A 14,503-nucleotide genomic window follows, 5' to 3' on the forward strand; every position below is an offset into this window, starting at 1 on the left:
TATTTTATGCTCCATTTTACCCTGTTTTGACCAACATTTCGCCGCCCCGGGAGGGCTCTTCAGCAGCTATACTTTTCGGGTCTTTTCACCTGTGTTTGATACAGGCCAGGGCAATGGCATAAAAACCATCACAATTTTTATTTGCAGGCGCTACAATCGACCGCAGTCACAATTCTCAAATCAGAAGAGTATTGCTAATGAAAAACATCAACCCAACGCAGACCGCTGCCTGGCAGGCACTACAGAAACATTTTGATGAAATGAAGGACGTCACCATCGCGGATCTGTTCGCGAAAGATGCCGATCGTTTCACTAAGTTCTCCGCGACCTTCGATGACCTGATGCTGGTGGATTTCTCCAAGAACCGCATTACCGAAGAGACGCTGGCAAAACTGCAGGATCTGGCAAAAGAGACTGAGCTTGCCGACGCCATCAAATCCATGTTCTCCGGCGAAAAGATCAACCGCACCGAAGACCGTGCCGTGCTGCACGTGGCCCTGCGTAACCGTAGCAATACGCCAATCATCGTTGACGGCAAAGATGTGATGCCGGAAGTAAACGCGGTGCTGGAAAAGATGAAAACCTTCTCCGAAGCGATCATCTCAGGTCAGTGGAAAGGTTACACCGGCAAAGCAATTACGGATGTTGTTAACATCGGTATCGGCGGCTCTGACCTCGGTCCGTTCATGGTGACCGAAGCGCTGCGTCCGTACAAAAACCACCTCAACATGCACTTTGTCTCTAACGTCGATGGTACCCACATCGCCGAAGTGCTGAAGAACGTAAATCCGGAAACCACCCTGTTCCTGGTGGCGTCCAAAACCTTCACTACTCAGGAAACCATGACCAACGCCCACAGCGCGCGCGATTGGTTCCTGAAAACCGCGGGCGACAACAAGCACGTGGCGAAACATTTCGCGGCGCTGTCCACCAACGGTAAAGCCGTCAGCGAGTTCGGTATCGACACCGCGAATATGTTCGAGTTCTGGGACTGGGTTGGTGGCCGCTACTCTCTGTGGTCTGCAATCGGCCTGTCCATCATCCTGTCCGTGGGCTTCGACAACTTCGTTGAGCTGCTCTCTGGCGCGCACGCAATGGACAAACACTTCTCCACCACTGCACCTGAGAAAAACCTGCCGGTGCTGCTGGCGCTGATTGGGATCTGGTACAACAACTTCTTCGGCGCTGAAACCGAAGCAATTCTGCCGTACGACCAGTACATGCACCGCTTTGCGGCCTACTTCCAGCAGGGGAACATGGAATCCAACGGTAAGTACGTTGACCGTAACGGCAACGCGGTGGATTACCAGACTGGACCAATCATCTGGGGCGAACCGGGCACCAACGGTCAGCACGCGTTCTACCAGCTGATTCACCAGGGCACCAAAATGGTACCGTGCGATTTCATCGCGCCGGCGATTACACACAACCCGCTGTCCGACCACCATCCAAAGCTGCTGTCTAACTTCTTCGCACAGACAGAAGCGTTGGCGTTCGGTAAATCCCGCGAGGTGGTAGAGCAGGAATACCGTGACCAGGGTAAAGATCCGGCCACGCTGGAGCACGTTGTGCCGTTCAAAGTGTTCGAAGGCAACCGTCCAACCAACTCCATCCTGCTGCGTGAAATCACGCCATTCAGCCTGGGCGCGCTGATTGCGCTGTACGAGCACAAGATCTTCACTCAGGGCGCTATTCTGAACATCTTCACCTTTGACCAGTGGGGCGTTGAGCTGGGCAAACAGCTGGCAAACCGTATTCTGCCAGAGCTGGGTGACGATAAAGCGATCGACAGCCACGACAGCTCCACCAATGGTTTGATTAACCGTTATAAAGCATGGCGTGCGTAATTAATATGTCATGAAAAATGCCGGCGATATGCCGGCATTTTTTTATCGGATAATTCCTGATGTCTGTTAGTTAACTCAAATTCTGACTCTGAGTTTAATCTGAAAAAGGCGCTTAACCTGCTAATTACTGCGGTTTATTTTAAGAAAATACGCAGAATTAAGATAATAAAATTATATTATAACTTATTGATTTTAATTGTTAATTTATTCTAATATTTTGTTTTTCTTTTCTGTTTTATCCATTAGTCCGAAAACCATCCTCCTATTTCCCCCCACGGTAAACCCACTGCTGTAGTTGTGTATACTCGATTCCGCCTGAATTTCTTTTCGGGCAAATCTCCATTCATTCATTGAAGGGAAATTGTTATGAAGAAAGTACTGTATGGCATTTTTGCCATATCTGCACTTGCGGCGACCTCTGTCTATGCAGCTCCGGTCCAGGTCGGGGAAGCAGCAGGGTCGGCAGCGACGTCTGCGTCTGCGGGAAGTTCTACCGCAGCCAGCACCAGCACCGTAAGTTCAGCCGTGGGTGTCGCGCTGGCGGCAACCGGTGGCGGTGATGGCTCCAATACCGGAACCACGACCACTACGACAACCAGCACCCAGTAATACCGGGTGTTTTAATCATAACCACACTTCGGTGTGGTTATTTCGCCCCTTCGGAGAAGAGTCGTGAAGCGACCTGCAATCATTCTGATTTGCCTGCTGTTGCAGGCGTGCTCAGCCACCACCAAAGGGCTGGGGCATTCACTGTGGGACAGCCTGTTCGGCACACCGGGCGTGCATCTGACCGATGACGAACTTCAGAACATGCCGTACGCCAGCCAGTACATGCAGCTTAATGATGGCCCGCAACTGTTTGTGGTGCTCGCTTTCGATGAAAACGGGCAGCAGAAATGGGTGACGCAGGATCAGGCCACCATCGTGACGCAGCATGGTCGTATTGTGAAAACGCTGCTCGGCGGCGATAACCTGCTCGAGGTGAATAATCTCGCCGAAGACCCGCTCATCAAGCCAAATCAGATCGTCGACGGCGCAGGCTGGACGCGCACCATGGGCTGGACCGAGCACAAGCAGGTGCGCTACGCCACGGCCCGCTCCACCTTCCGCTGGGACGGTACGGATAGCGTGAAGGTGGGCAGCGACGAAACGCAGGTTCGCGTGCTGGATGAGAAGGTGACAACCGACCAGGCCACCTGGCATAACCGCTTCTGGATTGACGAGGAAGGGCAGATCCGTCAGTCCTTACAGTATCTCGGCGCCGGTTTCTTCCCGGTGAAAACCACCCTGATCAAGGCGGCGAAATCATGAAAACGCTCATCTACGCTGCGTTTCTCGCCAGTCTTGCCGCGCCGCTGGCATGGTCAGCAGGAACGGTAAAGGTCTACACGCCGGACAGTGAAAAACCCAAAACCTTAACCAACGCCGAGCATCTGCTCGATCTCGTCGGGCAGCCGAGGCTTGCCAACAGCTGGTGGCCGGGAGCGGTGATTGGCGAGCGTCAGGCGACGGTTAAGGCGGAGCAGGAACACCTTGCCTTGCTGGCCCGACTGACGGGTCTGGCAGAGCAGGAAGACGGCGACGATGCCGCAGCCATTAACAGCGTTCGCCAGCAGCTTCAGGCGCTGAAGGTGACAGGCCGCCAGAAAGTCAATCTTGATCCAGATGAAGTGCGCGTCACGGAAAAGGGCAACCCCACGCTTCAAGGGGAGTACACCCTCTGGCTGCCGGTGAAGCCGACGACGGTGACCGTGATGGGGCTTATCAGCAGCCCGGGTAAAAAGCCCTTTACGCCCGGCCGCGACGTGGCAAGCTATCTTGACGAACAAAGCCTGCTGAGCGGCGCGGATAACAGCTACGCATGGATTATTTATCCCGACGGGCATACGCAAAAAGCGCCGGTGGCGTACTGGAATAAACGCCATATCGAACCCATGCCGGGCAGCATCATTTTTGTCGGTTTTGCCGACCATTTCTGGACGAAGGCATATGACGGGCTTAACGCCGATATCCTTCACTCCCTGACACAGCGGATACCGGAAGAATGAAAAGAACCTATCTCTACAGCATGCTGGCGCTCTGCGTAAGCGCCGCCTGCCATGCAGAAACGTATCCGGCACCTGTTGGCCCGTCTCAGTCAGACTTCGGCGGCGTCGGTTTACTGCAAACGCCTACCGCGCGCATGGCGCGTGAAGGGGAAATTAGCCTGAACTACCGCGATAACGACCAGTATCGCTACTATTCCGCCTCCGTACAGCTTTTCCCGTGGCTCGAAACCACGCTGCGCTACACCGACGTGCGTACGAAACAGTACAGCAGCGTCGACGCCTTCTCCGGCGATCAGACCTACAAAGATAAAGCCTTCGACGTCAAGCTGCGCCTGTGGGAAGAGAGCTACTGGATGCCGCAGGTCTCCGTGGGTGCAAAAGATATCGGCGGGACCGGCCTGTTTGATGCGGAATACATCGTGGCCAGCAAAGCCTGGGGGCCGTTTGACTTCTCTCTGGGGCTTGGCTGGGGTTATCTCGGCACCAGCGGCAACGTCAAAAACCCGTTCTGTACCTACAGCGATAAATTCTGCTATCGCGATAACAGCTACAAGAAAGCGGGCTCCATCAACGGCGATCAGATGTTCCATGGTCCGGCCTCGCTGTTCGGCGGCGTGGAATACCAGACACCGTGGCAGCCGCTGCGCCTGAAGCTGGAGTACGAAGGGAACGACTACTCGCAGGACTTCGCCGGGAAGATTGAGCAGAAGAGCAAGTTTAACGTCGGCGCCATTTATCGCGTCACCGACTGGGCCGACGTTAACCTCAGCTACGAGCGCGGCAACACGGTGATGTTTGGCTTCACGCTGCGCACTAACTTTAACGACATGCGGCCGCACTACAACGATAACGCGCGGCCTGCCTACCGGCCGGAGCCGCAGGATGCGATTCTGCAGCACTCCGTGGTGGCAAACCAGCTGACGCTGTTGAAATACAACGCCGGTCTGGCCGATCCGAAAATTCAGGTGAAAGGCGATACGCTGTACGTCACCGGCGAGCAGGTGAAATACCGCGACTCGCGGGAAGGGATCGAACGCGCCAACCGGATCGTGATGAACGATCTCCCGGACGGGATCCGCACGATCCGCGTGACGGAGAACCGCCTGAATCTGCCTCAGGTTACAACCGAAACCGATGTCGCCAGCCTCAAGCGCCACCTGGAAGGAGAACCGCTCGGGCATGAAACCGAGCTGGTGCAAAAACGCGTAGAGCCGATCGTGCCGGAAACCACCGAGCAGGGCTGGTATATCGACAAATCACGCTTTGATTTCCATATCGATCCGGTGCTGAACCAGTCCGTCGGCGGGCCGGAAAACTTCTACATGTATCAACTGGGTGCGATGGCGACGGCGGATCTGTGGGTCACCGATCACCTGTTGACCACCGGTAGCCTGTTCGGCAACATCGCGAACAACTACGACAAGTTTAACTACACCAACCCGCCGAACGACTCGAAGCTGCCGCGCGTGCGTACCCGCGTGCGTGAATACGTGCAGAACGATGTCTATGTGAATAACCTGCAGGCCAACTACTTCCAGTATTTCGGCAACGGCTTCTACGGCCAGGTTTACGGGGGCTACCTGGAGACTATGTTCGGTGGCGCGGGAGCGGAGGTGCTGTATCGTCCCGTCGACAGCAACTGGGCGTTCGGGATTGATGCCAACTACGTTAAGCAGCGTGACTGGCGCAGCGCGCAGGACATGATGAAGTTCACCGACTACAGCGTCAAAACCGGCCACCTGACCGCCTACTGGACGCCGTCGTTCGCGCAGGACGTACTGGTGAAAGCCAGCGTCGGCCAGTATCTGGCGGGCGATAAGGGCGGCACGCTGGATATCTCCAAACACTTCGACAGCGGCGTCGTGGTGGGCGGCTACGCCACCATCACCAACGTCTCGCCGGACGAATACGGGGAAGGGGACTTCACCAAAGGGGTCTACGTGTCGATTCCGCTGGATCTCTTCTCGTCAGGTCCGACCCGCAGCCGCGCGGCGGTGGGCTGGACGCCGCTGACGCGTGACGGGGGCCAGCAGCTTGGGCGTAAGTTCCAGCTGTATGACATGACCAGCGATAAGAACATTAACTTCCGCTGATGCTTCACGCCGGGCGGCACTGCGTTTGCCCGGCCTACGGTTTTTGTAGGCCCGGTAAGCGCAGCGCCACCGGGCGAATGCGCCAAACATAAACAAAAAATATAGATCTCCGTCACATTTTTGCGTTATACAGGAATCTCGCCCTGGAGAATGAGGTGCTGTATGACATCCCTGACTCGCCCGCGCGTTGAGTTTATCTCAACCATCCTCCAGACCGTGCTGAACCTCGGTCTGTTGAGCCTTGGCCTGATCCTGGTCGTCTTTCTCGGTAAAGAGACGGTGCATCTGGCGGATGTGCTGTTCGCCCCTGAGCAAACCAGCAAATATGCGCTGGTGGAAGGCCTGGTGGTCTACTTTCTCTACTTTGAATTTATCGCCCTGATTGTGAAGTACTTTCAGTCCGGCTTTCACTTCCCGCTGCGCTATTTTGTCTACATTGGCATCACTGCGATTGTGCGGCTGATCATCGTCGATCATAAGTCTCCGCTCGACGTGCTGATCTACTCGGCGGCGATCCTGCTGCTGGTGATTACCCTCTGGCTGTGCAATTCGAAGCGGCTGAAACGGGAATAAAAAAATGGCGGCCCGAAGGCCGCCGAATAACAGTCACAAGTTGGGTCAATACAATACGTCTAAAGTTGAGGGTTGCAGTGGCATAACAGATGAAACTTAACCTTTCACGCCGCCCGCCGTCAGGCCGTTGACCAGCCAGCGCTGGGCCAGCAGGAACACCACGGTAATCGGGATGGCGGAGAGTACGGCCGCCGCGGCAAAATCGCCCCACAGGTAGTTTTGCGGGTTGAGGTATTGTTGCATGCCTACGGCCAGGGTGTAGCTGTTCACATCGCGCAGTAACAGTGAGGCAACCGGTACTTCGGTGATCGCCGCGATAAACGACAGGATAAACACCACCGCCAGAATCGGCACGGACAGCGGCAGCAGCACCAGACGGAACGCCTGCCACGGGGTGGCACCGTCCAGCGACGCCGCCTCTTCCAGCGAGCCGTCGATGGTTTCGAAATAGCCTTTGATGGTCCACACGTGCAGGGCAATACCGCCGAGATAGGCGAAGATCACGCCGCCGTGGGTATTCAGGCCGATAAACGGTACGTACTGGCCGAGACGGTCAAACAGAGCATACAACGCGACCAGAGACAGCACGGCCGGGAACATCTGGAAAATCAGCATGCCTTTTAGCAGCGTCGCTTTGCCCGGGAAACGCATGCGGGCAAAGGCATAAGCACAGGTGGTGGAGAGCGTCACGATGCCGATCGCGGTGATGGTCGCCACTTTCACCGAGTTCCACAGCCACAGCAGCACCGGGAACGGCGGCGGCGTGACGCGGCCATCCGCGTGCTCCACGCTGAAGCCCAACGCGAGCTTCCAGTGCTCCCAGGAGATTTCATCCGGGATCAGGCTCCCGGTGGCGAAGTTGCCCGAACGCAGGGAGATGGCGATGACCATCAGCAGCGGGAACATAATCGCCGCGATGAAAATCAGCAGGCCCAGGTGCGTCGCCAGGAGGCGCAGTTTCTGAGATTTGGGTTGTACCATTGCCATGTTCAGTGCCCTCCTTAGTCAAATTTCATACGTGTGGCTTTCAGGTTCACAATCGCCAGGGCGCCAACCAGCAGGAAGATCAGGGTGGCAATCGCTGCCGCCAGGCCGAAGTCCTGACCGCCGCCGCCCTCGAAGGCGATACGGTAGGTGTAGCTCACGAGCAGGTCGGTATAACCTGCCGGCGTCGTGGTGCCAAGGCGGTCCGGACCACCGTTGGTCAACAGCTGAATCAGCACGAAGTTGTTAAAGTTAAAGGCGAAGCTGGCAATCATCAGCGGCGTCAGCGGCTTAATGAGCAGCGGCAGCGTAATTTTAAAGAAATTCTGGAACGGACCTGCGCCATCCATCGCCGAGGCTTCATACAGATCGTCCGGGATAGCCTTCAGCAGGCCCATGCACAGGATCATCATGTACGGATAACCCAGCCAGGTGTTCACGATGATAATCATCGAACGGGCGGTGGTCGGGTCGCTGAACCAGGCCGGTTTGATACCGAACAGCGCGCTCAGCATCATGTTGATTTCACCGAAGCTCTGGTTAAACAGTCCTTTGAAAATCAGAATCGAGATAAACGACGGTACGGCGTAGGGCAGAATCAGCAGCACGCGGTAAATCGCTTTGCCTTTCAGCGACTCCCACTGCACGAGACAGGCCAGCACCATGCCCACGGCCACGGTCAGGATCACCGTCAGCACCGAGAACACCACCGTCCAGACGAAGATGGCAAAGAACGGTTTCTGGATGCCTTCGTCGGTAAACACGCGGGTAAAGTTGTCCCAGCCGATGGTGACGGTGTAGCCCGGGCTGAGCTTGTCATCACCCCATTTTCCGTCGGCGGTAATGGATTGATAGAAACCAATGTCGTTATTCGGACGGTACTTCACGCCGCTCTGGTTGTTGGTCAGCGTACCGTCATCCGCCAGGGTATAAAGCGGCTGCGTGCCGGAGAACTGGCGCAGCGAGCTCATGGTGACTTTGCTTTCGTCTGGCAGCACGGCGGTGAGCTGGGTCAGCGCCTGACGGTTCTGGGTGATGATACGCAGGTTGGCACGTTCACCTTCCGGCAGGGCCGCAGCCTCTTTTAAGGCCAGCTTCTGCTCGCCGCCAAATTTGAACGCGTCGGAAATATAGTTTTTGCCGCTCTCACCGTCGGTAAGCGCTAACTTCCACTCGTCACCCGCAGGATAAAGGCCGAAGTTAAAGGTTTTACCCGCCTGATAAGAGCGATCAAGAAGCACCTGCTGGGCGCGTTCCTGCGCAAGCTGGTTGGTGCTGCTGTAGTTGGTGAACGCAATGGCGATGGTGCAGATCAGTGGGAACAGGACAAACAGCCCCATCCCGGCCACGCCCGGGTAAACATAACGCCAGGCATAGGCTTTACGGTTGGCGAAAATATACAGGCCAGCAGAGCTCAGGATCAGCGTCATGATGGCAAACAGATATTCCCCTTGTACGTACATTAAAACAACAAGGTAACCCACCAGCAGACACAGCAGACCGATCGCTGACCACTTCAGCGCGTCGCTTTGCCACCAGTGCTTCTTTTTAATGACATCCATGGGGTTCTTCCTCTACAACGTTTGATCTTTTCTCCCTCTCCTGGGGTAGAGGGCCGGGGTGAGGGCGTGCGGATAGCGACAACCCTCACCCTAACCCTCTCCCAGAGGGAGAGGGGACTACGGCATTACTTAGTAATACGACCCTGAGCATCTTTCAGTGCGGCATCGACAGTCTGACGACCGCTTGCAGCGTTGATGACCGCAGTACGGGTGGCGTACCAGAACGCAGCCATCTGCGGGATGTTCGGCATGATTTCGCCTTTCTGGGCGTTATCCATGGTGGCCGCGATGCGTGGATCTTTCGCCAGCTGATCCTGGAAGGATTTCAGCGCAACGGCACCCAGCGGTTTGTCCTTGTTCACTTCACCCAGGCCCTGATCGGTCAGCAGGTAGTTTTCCAGGAACTCTTTCGCCAGCTCTTTGTTCGGGCTGGCGGCGTTGATGCCCGCGCTCAGCACGCCCACGAACGGTTTAGACGGCTTGCCGTTGAAGGTTGGCAGCAGCGTCACGCCGTAGTTGATTTTGCTCTTGTCGATGTTGGTCCAGGCCCACGGACCGTTGATGGTCATCGCGGTTTCGCCTTTGTTGAACGCCGCTTCCGCGATGGAGTAGTCGGTATCCGCGTTCATGTGTTTGTTCTTAATCAGGTCAACCAGGAAGGTCAGGCCTTTTTTCGCGCCCGCGTTATCCACGCCCACGTCTTTCACGTCATATTTGCCGTTTTCAAACTTGAACGCGTAACCGCCGTCGGCAGCAATCAGCGGCCAGGTGAAATACGGTTCTTGCAGGTTGAACATCAGGGCGGATTTACCCTTCGCCTTCAGCTCTTTATCCAGTTTCGGGATCTCTTCCCAGGTTTTCGGCGGGTTTGGCACCAGGTCTTTGTTGTAAATCAGAGACAGGGCTTCAACTGCGATTGGGTAAGCGATCAACTTGCCGTTGTAGCGAACGGCATCCCAGGTGAACGGGAACAGTTTGTCCTGGAAAGCTTTGTCCGGGGTGACTTCAGCCAGCAGGCCAGACTGCGCGTAACCGCCGAAACGGTCGTGCGCCCAGAAGATGATGTCCGGGCCGTCACCGGTTGCTGCAACCTGCGGGAACTTCTCTTCCAGCTTGTCCGGGTGTTCTACGGTAACTTTGATACCGGTGTCTTTTTCGAATTTTTTGCCCACTTCGGCCAGGCCGTTATAGCCCTTGTCGCCGTTAATCCAGATAACCAGCTTGCCTTCTTCAATTTTGGCGAGCGCTGGGGCGGAAATCATCATTGCTGCAAGGGCGGACAATGCGAAAACGCGTGCGCCAGTCTTGATATTCATATCTGCCATCCTTTTTGGTGATGTGCTCGTGGATACATAAGGTGGTTCAACGTGACTCAGTCTCCTTATTTGACATCCTCTTTCCATCCTCCCAACCCCTACGCCCCACCCCCTGTTTGTGTGATCTCCGTTGCATAAATTTAAGTTATGAGTGCTGGCGCACATAAAAACCCACCGAATTTTGCAGGCGGCTTCACGAATTTCGCCTCAGCCCTCCGGCTGCGGTCGCAGAGCCTGCTCTCTCATCCTCCCGCCTCCTCCCCCATAAAAAAGCCGGGGGGTGGAGGATTCACGAAAGTAATGGATACCCCATAGTGAACTTATCTTGAATGTTTCTGTCGGTGACAGGTTGTAACGAAGGGAGAAGGGCATGGCGAGCGTACAGCTGCGTAATGTAACGAAAGCCTGGGGCGACGTAGTGGTGTCGAAAGACATCAATCTGGACATCACTGAAGGCGAATTCGTGGTGTTTGTGGGCCCATCAGGCTGTGGTAAATCTACTCTGCTGCGTATGATTGCCGGTCTTGAAACCATCACCAGCGGCGATTTGCTGATCGGTGATACCCGAATGAACGACATCCCGCCTGCCGAACGTGGCGTAGGCATGGTGTTCCAGTCTTATGCACTTTATCCCCATCTTTCCGTTGCCGAGAACATGTCTTTTGGCCTGAAGCTGGCCGGGGCAAAAAAAGAGGTCATTAACCAGCGCGTTACGCAGGTGGCGGAAGTGTTACAGCTGGCGCACCTGCTGGAGCGTAAACCGAAAGCGCTTTCCGGTGGTCAGCGTCAGCGTGTGGCGATTGGCCGTACGCTGGTGGCCGAGCCGCGCGTGTTCCTGCTCGATGAACCTCTCTCTAACCTGGATGCCGCGCTGCGCGTCCAGATGCGTATCGAAATCTCCCGTCTGCACAAGCGTCTTGGCCGCACGATGATTTACGTCACCCACGATCAGGTCGAAGCGATGACTCTGGCTGACAAAATCGTGGTGCTGGACGCCGGTCGCGTGGCGCAGGTGGGCAAACCGCTGGAGCTCTATCACTACCCGGCAGACCGCTTTGTTGCGGGCTTTATTGGCTCGCCAAAGATGAACTTCCTGCCCGTTAAAGTGACGGCGACGGCGATTGAACAGGTACAGGTGGAGCTGCCAAACCGTCAGCAAGTCTGGCTACCGGTGGACAGCGCCAACGTACAGGTCGGGGCAAATATGTCCCTCGGTATCCGTCCTGAGCATCTGCTGCCAAGCCACATTGCGGATGTGACGCTGGAAGGTGAAGTTCAGGTCGTCGAACAGCTTGGTCACGAAACACAGATTCATATCCAGATCCCCGCCATCCGTCAGAACCTGGTCTACCGCCAGAATGACGTGGTGTTGGTAGAAGAGGGTGCCACATTCGCTATCGGCTTGCCGCCAGAGCGTTGCCATCTGTTCCGTGAGGATGGCACTGCATGTCGTCGGCTGCATAAAGAGCCAGGCGTTTAAGCAATCCCAAAAGAAGACACGAAACCGACAGGTGAAGTGTTCAAAGAAAAGCAATGATCTCAGGAGATAGAATGATGATTACTCTGCGCAAACTTCCTCTGGCAGTTGCCGTCGCAGCGGGCGTAATGTCTGCTCAGGCGCTGGCCGTGGATTTCCATGGTTATGCTCGTTCCGGTATCGGCTGGACGGGTAGTGGCGGCGAACAACAGTGCTTCCAGGCAACCGGTGCCCAAAGTAAATACCGTCTTGGTAACGAATGTGAAACCTATGCGGAACTGAAGCTGGGCCAGGAAGTGTGGAAAGAAGGCGACAAGAGCTTCTACTTCGACACCAACGTAGCGTACTCCGTGGCGCAGCAGAACGACTGGGAAGCCACTGACCCGGCGTTCCGTGAAGCTAACGTGCAGGGTAAAAACCTGATCGAATGGCTGCCAGGTTCCACCATCTGGGCCGGTAAGCGATTCTATCAGCGTCATGACGTCCACATGATCGACTTCTACTACTGGGATATTTCAGGTCCTGGTGCGGGTCTGGAAAACATTGACGTTGGTTTCGGTAAGCTCTCTCTGGCTGCAACCCGTTCTTCTGAAGCCGGTGGTTCTTCCTCCTTCGCCAGCAACAGTATTTATGATTACACCACCCGCACAGCGAACGATGTCTTTGACGTCCGTTTAGCGCAGATGGAGATCAACCCAGGCGGTACGCTGGAGCTTGGCGTTGACTACGGTCGCGCAAACCCACGTGATGATTATCATCTGATCGATGGCGCATCCAAAGACGGCTGGATGTTCACTGCTGAACACACGCAGAGCATGCTGAAAGGCTACAACAAGTTCGTTCTGCAATATGCAACTGACTCTATGACCTCTCAGGGCAAAGGTCTGTCGCAAGGTTCGAACATCGGTACCACCGACGATATCAACTACGGCATCAACAACAATGGTCACCTGTGGCGCGTACTTGACCACGGTGCTATTTCTCTGGGCGATAGCTGGGACCTGATGTATGTCGGTATGTACCAGGATATCAACTGGGATAACAACAACGGTACCAAATGGTGGACCGTGGGCGTTCGTCCTATGTACAAATGGACGCCAATCATGAGCACCTTGCTGGAAGTGGGTTACGACAACGTCAAATCCCAGGAAACCGGCGAAACCAACGATCAGTATAAAATTACTCTGGCACAACAGTGGCAGGCAGGCGACAGCATCTGGTCACGTCCTGCAATCCGCGTATTCGCAACCTATGCGAAGTGGGATGAGAAGTGGGGTTATGCGCCAACCGGTAAAAACTCCGTTGCAGGTTACACCCCAGGCATGGCCTATAGCGATACCACTGCGAAAAGCTTCAGCCGTGGCGACAACGACGAGTGGTCCTTCGGCGCCCAGATGGAAATCTGGTGGTAATCCCGTCTTAATCTGACGTAATGACCAAACTGAGGGGCGCAAGCCCCTCAATCCTTGGGACGGCGCGCTATTGCCTGGCTACCGCTGAACCTGTGCATTTTGAGGTGATAACAATGAAAATGAACAAAACTCTCCTTGCCCTTTGTTTATCCGCAGGGCTGCTGGCAAGCGCGCCTGCCGTGACGCTCGCTAACGTCAATTTCGTTCCGCAAAACACAACATCTGCGCCAGCTATTCCGACAGCGGCACTGCAACAGCTTGTCTGGACGCCTGTCGATCAGTCTAAAACCCAGACTACCCAGCTCTCAACGGGCGGCCAGTCGCTTAATGTTCCGGGTATAACCGGCCCGGTCGCTGCTTATAGCGTACCCGCCAATATCGGTGAGCTGGCCATTACCCTGACCAGTGAAGTTAACAAGCAGACGAGCGTATTTGCGCCTAACGTGCTGATTCTCGATCAGAACATGACGCCATCAGCCTTTTTCCCAAGCGAATACTTTACCTACCAGGAGCCTGGCGTGATGAGCGCCGATCGTCTGGAAGGCGTCATGCGCCTGACCCCTGCGCTGGGCCAGCAAAAACTCTACGTGCTGGTCTTTACCACCGAGCAAGACCTCCAGAAGACCACCACGCTGCTCGATCCGGCTAAAGCCTACGCAAAAGGCACCGGTAACGCGGTTCCTGATATTCCAGACCCGATCGCTCGTCACGTCACCGACGGAACGTTAAAGCTGAAGGTGAAAACGAACAGCGGTTCCAGCGTGCTGGTCGGCCCGCTGTTTGGCTCCTCCGGTAACGGCCCTGTGACCGTGGGCAATACCGCAGCACCTGCTTACACCGCGCCTGCTGCCACGGCAGCCGCACCGGTCGCCGCCGCAGCGCCAGCCCCGGCGAAGAAAGCAGAGCCGGTACTGAACGACACCGAAGAGTACTTCAACAACGCCATTAAGCAGGCGGTGAAGCGCGGCGATGTCGATAAAGCGCTGAAGCTGCTTGATGAAGCCGAACGTTTAGGTTCAACCACTGCCCGTTCCACCTTTATCAGCAGTGTAAAAGGCAAGGGGTAACCGTTTCCCCACAGTGCTGATTTGTTAGTAGTTTAGTGCGCCTGAGTGGGCGCACTTTTTTTCGTATCCGCCATGCTGTTGCGCCCATGTTGCGATCGTGATCGTTAAATAACGTTTGGCCCCC

12 protein-coding genes are annotated in these 14,503 nt (G+C 55.5%); 9 read left to right on the top strand and 3 right to left on the bottom strand.

What is annotated here, in order from left to right; translation table 11 throughout:
• Nucleotides 1-197 precede the first annotated feature (197 nt).
• The 6 genes from pgi to psiE all read left to right on the top strand — a co-directional run bounded on the left by pgi (nt 198) and on the right by psiE (nt 6,561).
• Nucleotides 198-1,847 carry a glucose-6-phosphate isomerase gene (gene pgi, locus HBM95_01360; GenBank protein ID NIH41595.1) on the top strand — a complete coding sequence of 550 codons (1,650 nt, stop codon included), beginning with the start codon at nt 198-200 and terminating at the stop codon, nt 1,845-1,847.
• A 366-nt stretch (nt 1,848-2,213) separates the two neighbouring features.
• Nucleotides 2,214-2,456, top strand: coding sequence for a hypothetical protein (locus HBM95_01365; protein ID NIH41596.1), 243 nt, complete (start codon nt 2,214-2,216; stop codon nt 2,454-2,456).
• Nucleotides 2,457-2,489: 33 nt separating this feature from the next.
• Nucleotides 2,490-3,158 carry a YjbF family lipoprotein gene (locus HBM95_01370; protein NIH41597.1) on the top strand — a complete coding sequence of 223 codons (669 nt, stop codon included), beginning with the start codon at nt 2,490-2,492 and terminating at the stop codon, nt 3,156-3,158.
• On the top strand, nt 3,155-3,895 hold the full coding sequence (locus HBM95_01375) for a capsule biosynthesis GfcC family protein (GenBank protein ID NIH41598.1): 741 nt from the start codon (nt 3,155-3,157) through the stop codon (nt 3,893-3,895). The genes HBM95_01370 and HBM95_01375 overlap by 4 nt, the downstream gene beginning before the upstream one ends.
• The gene (locus tag HBM95_01380) at nt 3,892-5,988 is read left to right on the top strand and encodes a YjbH domain-containing protein (protein ID NIH41599.1); all 2,097 of its coding nucleotides are present in this window, start codon (nt 3,892-3,894) and stop codon (nt 5,986-5,988) included. The genes HBM95_01375 and HBM95_01380 overlap by 4 nt, the downstream gene beginning before the upstream one ends.
• Before the next feature lie 162 nt (nt 5,989-6,150).
• Nucleotides 6,151-6,561 (top strand): phosphate-starvation-inducible protein PsiE, encoded by a 411-nt coding sequence (gene psiE / locus HBM95_01385; GenBank protein NIH41600.1) that lies wholly within the window; start codon nt 6,151-6,153, stop codon nt 6,559-6,561.
• A 96-nt stretch (nt 6,562-6,657) separates the two neighbouring features.
• Here the strand turns inward: psiE and malG are convergent, their stop codons facing one another.
• From malG to malE, 3 genes are all read right to left on the bottom strand, one after another.
• Nucleotides 6,658-7,548, bottom strand: coding sequence for a maltose ABC transporter permease MalG (gene malG / locus HBM95_01390; GenBank protein ID NIH41601.1), 891 nt, complete (start codon nt 7,546-7,548; stop codon nt 6,658-6,660).
• A gap of 14 nt (nt 7,549-7,562) precedes the next feature.
• Complete coding sequence (malF, locus tag HBM95_01395; GenBank protein ID NIH41602.1) at nt 7,563-9,107, bottom strand: maltose ABC transporter permease MalF; 1,545 nt, start codon at nt 9,105-9,107, stop codon at nt 7,563-7,565.
• Nucleotides 9,108-9,232: 125 nt separating this feature from the next.
• Nucleotides 9,233-10,423 (bottom strand): maltose/maltodextrin ABC transporter substrate-binding protein MalE, encoded by a 1,191-nt coding sequence (gene malE / locus HBM95_01400; GenBank protein ID NIH41603.1) that lies wholly within the window; start codon nt 10,421-10,423, stop codon nt 9,233-9,235.
• A 370-nt stretch (nt 10,424-10,793) separates the two neighbouring features.
• Here malE and malK point away from each other — a divergent pair, with 370 nt between their 5' ends.
• The 3 genes from malK to malM all read left to right on the top strand — a co-directional run bounded on the left by malK (nt 10,794) and on the right by malM (nt 14,379).
• Nucleotides 10,794-11,903 (top strand): maltose/maltodextrin ABC transporter ATP-binding protein MalK, encoded by a 1,110-nt coding sequence (malK, locus tag HBM95_01405; GenBank protein NIH41604.1) that lies wholly within the window; start codon nt 10,794-10,796, stop codon nt 11,901-11,903.
• A gap of 71 nt (nt 11,904-11,974) precedes the next feature.
• The gene (locus HBM95_01410) at nt 11,975-13,312 is read left to right on the top strand and encodes a maltoporin (protein NIH41605.1); all 1,338 of its coding nucleotides are present in this window, start codon (nt 11,975-11,977) and stop codon (nt 13,310-13,312) included.
• Nucleotides 13,313-13,425: 113 nt separating this feature from the next.
• Nucleotides 13,426-14,379 (top strand): maltose operon protein MalM, encoded by a 954-nt coding sequence (gene malM / locus HBM95_01415; protein NIH41606.1) that lies wholly within the window; start codon nt 13,426-13,428, stop codon nt 14,377-14,379.
• The last annotated feature ends 124 nt before the right edge of the window (nt 14,380-14,503 follow it).

Source organism: Enterobacter asburiae (assembly GCA_011754535.1).
In the GTDB taxonomy this organism is placed as follows: domain Bacteria; phylum Pseudomonadota; class Gammaproteobacteria; order Enterobacterales; family Enterobacteriaceae; genus Enterobacter; species Enterobacter cloacae_N.

What these genes read in the sequence shown, in the direction of transcription:
- HBM95_01410 (NIH41605.1), top strand. Translation starts at nt 11,975, where the DNA reads ATGATGATTACTCTGCGCAAACTTCCTCTGGCAGTTGCCGTCGCAGCG.
- psiE (NIH41600.1), top strand. Translation starts at nt 6,151, where the DNA reads ATGACATCCCTGACTCGCCCGCGCGTTGAGTTTATCTCAACCATCCTC.
- malG (NIH41601.1), bottom strand. Translation starts at nt 7,548, where the DNA reads ATGGCAATGGTACAACCCAAATCTCAGAAACTGCGCCTCCTGGCGACG.
- pgi (NIH41595.1), top strand. Translation starts at nt 198, where the DNA reads ATGAAAAACATCAACCCAACGCAGACCGCTGCCTGGCAGGCACTACAG.
- HBM95_01380 (NIH41599.1), top strand. Translation starts at nt 3,892, where the DNA reads ATGAAAAGAACCTATCTCTACAGCATGCTGGCGCTCTGCGTAAGCGCC.
- HBM95_01375 (NIH41598.1), top strand. Translation starts at nt 3,155, where the DNA reads ATGAAAACGCTCATCTACGCTGCGTTTCTCGCCAGTCTTGCCGCGCCG.
- malE (NIH41603.1), bottom strand. Translation starts at nt 10,423, where the DNA reads ATGAATATCAAGACTGGCGCACGCGTTTTCGCATTGTCCGCCCTTGCA.
- malF (NIH41602.1), bottom strand. Translation starts at nt 9,107, where the DNA reads ATGGATGTCATTAAAAAGAAGCACTGGTGGCAAAGCGACGCGCTGAAG.
- malK (NIH41604.1), top strand. Translation starts at nt 10,794, where the DNA reads ATGGCGAGCGTACAGCTGCGTAATGTAACGAAAGCCTGGGGCGACGTA.
- malM (NIH41606.1), top strand. Translation starts at nt 13,426, where the DNA reads ATGAAAATGAACAAAACTCTCCTTGCCCTTTGTTTATCCGCAGGGCTG.
- HBM95_01365 (NIH41596.1), top strand. Translation starts at nt 2,214, where the DNA reads ATGAAGAAAGTACTGTATGGCATTTTTGCCATATCTGCACTTGCGGCG.